At 70.0% G+C, this 2613-nt stretch carries 3 protein-coding genes; all 3 read right to left on the bottom strand.

Features of this window, described 5'->3' with window-relative positions; all coding sequences use genetic code 11:
* On the bottom strand, nucleotides 1-605 hold a 605-nt coding region (locus AC1D15_RS26255), incomplete at its 3' end, for a response regulator (RefSeq protein WP_477828303.1).
* On the bottom strand, nucleotides 602-1192 hold the full coding sequence (locus tag AC1D15_RS26250; RefSeq protein ID WP_477828302.1) for a phosphatase PAP2 family protein: 591 nt from the start codon (nucleotides 1190-1192) through the stop codon (nucleotides 602-604). The genes AC1D15_RS26250 and AC1D15_RS26255, both read right to left, overlap by 4 nt.
* A gap of 59 nt (nucleotides 1193-1251) precedes the next feature.
* The coding region (locus AC1D15_RS26245; RefSeq protein WP_477828301.1) for a BamA/TamA family outer membrane protein at nucleotides 1252-2613 on the bottom strand (1362 nt) is incomplete at its 5' end.

Here is a 2613-nt window from a genome sequence, read left to right as displayed (position 1 = left end):
CCGAGCTTCTTGCGCAGGTTGTGCAGGTGCACCTCGATCGCGTTGCTGATGACCTCTTCCCCCCAACCGTAGACGGCCTCTTCCAGGCGTTCGCGCGACAGCACGACACCGGGCCGACGCATCAGCGCCTCGAGCACCGCGAACTCCAGTGGCGACAGCTCCACCTCCACGCCTGCCTGCATCACCTGGCGGCGCAGTGGGTCCAGCATCAGCGAGCCGACCTTCAGGAAGGGCGTGCCGCTGCCCATATGGCGGCGCACCAGCGCGCGCATGCGCGCCACCAGTTCGTCGAGGTCGAAGGGCTTCAGCAGGTAGTCGTCGGCGCCGGCCTCCAGCCCGTCGATGCGATCGCGCACCGTGTCGCGCGCGGAGGCGATCAGGATCGGAACCGAGTTGTGCGCGTTGCGCAGCGTGTGCAGCACCGCCATGCCGTCCTTTTTCGGCAGGCCCAGGTCGAGGATCGCGGCGTCGTAGACGCGATTGCCCAGCGCCAGTTCGCCGGAGCGTCCGTCAGTAACCCAGTCGACAGCAAAACCCGCATCGACCAGGCCGCGGTGCACCGCCTTGCCGACCATCGCATCGTCTTCGATCAACAGGACTCTCATGCAGTCATCCCACGCAAGCGTGCTCGCAGGTGCCGGGCGCATCGATCATAGGACTCCATCACCCGCGTGGCGAGTGGTGCCAGCGGGCGCCGCAGCCCCCACGCGGCCAGCGCGCCCGCCAGCGCCACCGGCAGCGCGGCCAGGATGTCGTATGGGAAGTTCACGCCGACGTAGACGCGCCCCAGGCCGAGCAGCAAGCCAGCGGCCAGCAGCGGAAAGCACAGCACCGACAGGCGCTGCGTCCACAGCGCGGCCAGCCCCAGCGCCCACACCACCGTGACCTGGTCGCTGGGCAGGCCSGAGTCRCCRGCGTGSGCGAGGTRGTGGTGRCCGAGCCGCAGCGCGGAGGGTCGTGGGTGCGGCCACGCATGGCGCACGAGCTCGGCGATCGCCACCGCGCAGATGGTCGCCACGATCAAGTGCAGCAWCTCGCGCCGCGTGTCGTGGCTCGYRCGCAGCCACAGGATGCCGAGCGCCGGCGGCAGCAGCCAGATGAGCCAGCGCGCGACGAKCAAGGCCAGCAGCAGGCGYGTCGGRTGSRGCTCKGCCGGTGCGTTGATCAGCTCGAAGAGGTGGAAGTTGTCCATGGGGGCSGMCATGCTGCGCTTSCYGGCCTTAGAGGTSACTTAAGCAGTGACTCGAGCAGTCAGAAGCTGCGTTTTGCCTCGACGATGAACTGCACCTTCTTGATCGACTTGTCGCCGTCCATCGGGAAGGCCGCGTCGACGTGCACCACGGTGCCCAGGCCCGAGCGGCTGTTGCCCAGGCGCAGCCCGACGCCGGCGTCGCGCAGCAGCCCCTGGGCCGAATCGCCCGGCCGCACGCCGTCCCAGGTGCGACCCATGTCGTAGAACACCGCGCCGCCGACGTGGAACAGCCGGAACGGGAACCAGTCGGAATAGGCCCGCTGCTCGATGGTGGCGAGCCAGCGCCCGCTGCCGCTCTGGTAGCGCAGCGGGTAGCCGCGCAAGCCGGTGTCGCCGCCGAGCGTGATCTGCTGGTCGGGGTCGAGCCGCACGCCGCGGTCGATGCCGATGCCGGCGAACAGCGTGCGCTGCGCCGACTGCCGCAGGTACCAGCGGCCCGACAGCTTGAACAGGCTGCCGCTCAGCCCCTCGCGCTCGACGCGGCCTTCGGCCGTGCCGGCCAGCAGCCACGTCTGCGACGGGTCCGGCATCCAGCCCTTGGAGAAGCCCGTGTCGAACACACCGGCCGTGCGGTCGGAGCCGAGCCGGCTGGATGTCGCGCCGAGCCGGGCGCGCACGTTCCAGCCCAGCGCGATGTCCTCGGTCTTGCCGATCTGGTCCTGGTTGTGCGTCGCGATGAACTGGTCCTCGATCCAGCCGACGCCGATCCACGGGTACAGCAGGCGCCGCCCGTCCGGCGCCACGCTCGCGCTGCCCAGCGCCGGCAGCGCGGCATAGCGCTGCTCGTCGAAGGTCAGGCCGGCCGTCCAGCGCAGCGCGGCACCGTCGCGCAGGCCGTCAGACCAGCCGGTGTAGGCCGTTGCATGCCGGGCGGACACGTCGTACTGGTTGACGACCTGGCCTTGCGAATACACCGAGTCGATGCGGCGCTCGTTGCTGAGCGACAGGCCGCCGGCGCTGCGGGTGTCGAGCGCATAGAACGGCTTCTCCAGCGCGAGCTTCTGCGCGCGGCCGTCGCTGTTGTCGTCGTACTCGCCCGCCAGCGTCCAGCGGCTGCCGAGCAACTGGCTGTCCTGGTAGGTCAGGGCTTTCGACGTGCGGTCCACGCCCGATTGGATGTCCAGCCCGAGCTGCTTGCCGCGGCCGAGCAGGTTGGTCTCCTGGATGCCGATGCTGCTGCTGTTGCGCCCGCCCTTGCGGCCGAACGACACGCCGGGCTTCAGCGTCCACACGTCCTGCGTCGCCACGACGATGTCGACCACGCCGTCGTGCACGGCAGTCACCCGGATGGCCGCATCGCGCAGGTAGCCGTTGGCGCGCAGCGTGCGCTCCGATTCGCGCAGCAGCCGCGCGCTGTAGCG

The sequence above is a fragment of the Rhizobacter sp. P2_H2 genome (assembly GCF_056403375.1).
This window is presented reverse-complemented; position numbering and strand designations above follow the sequence as displayed.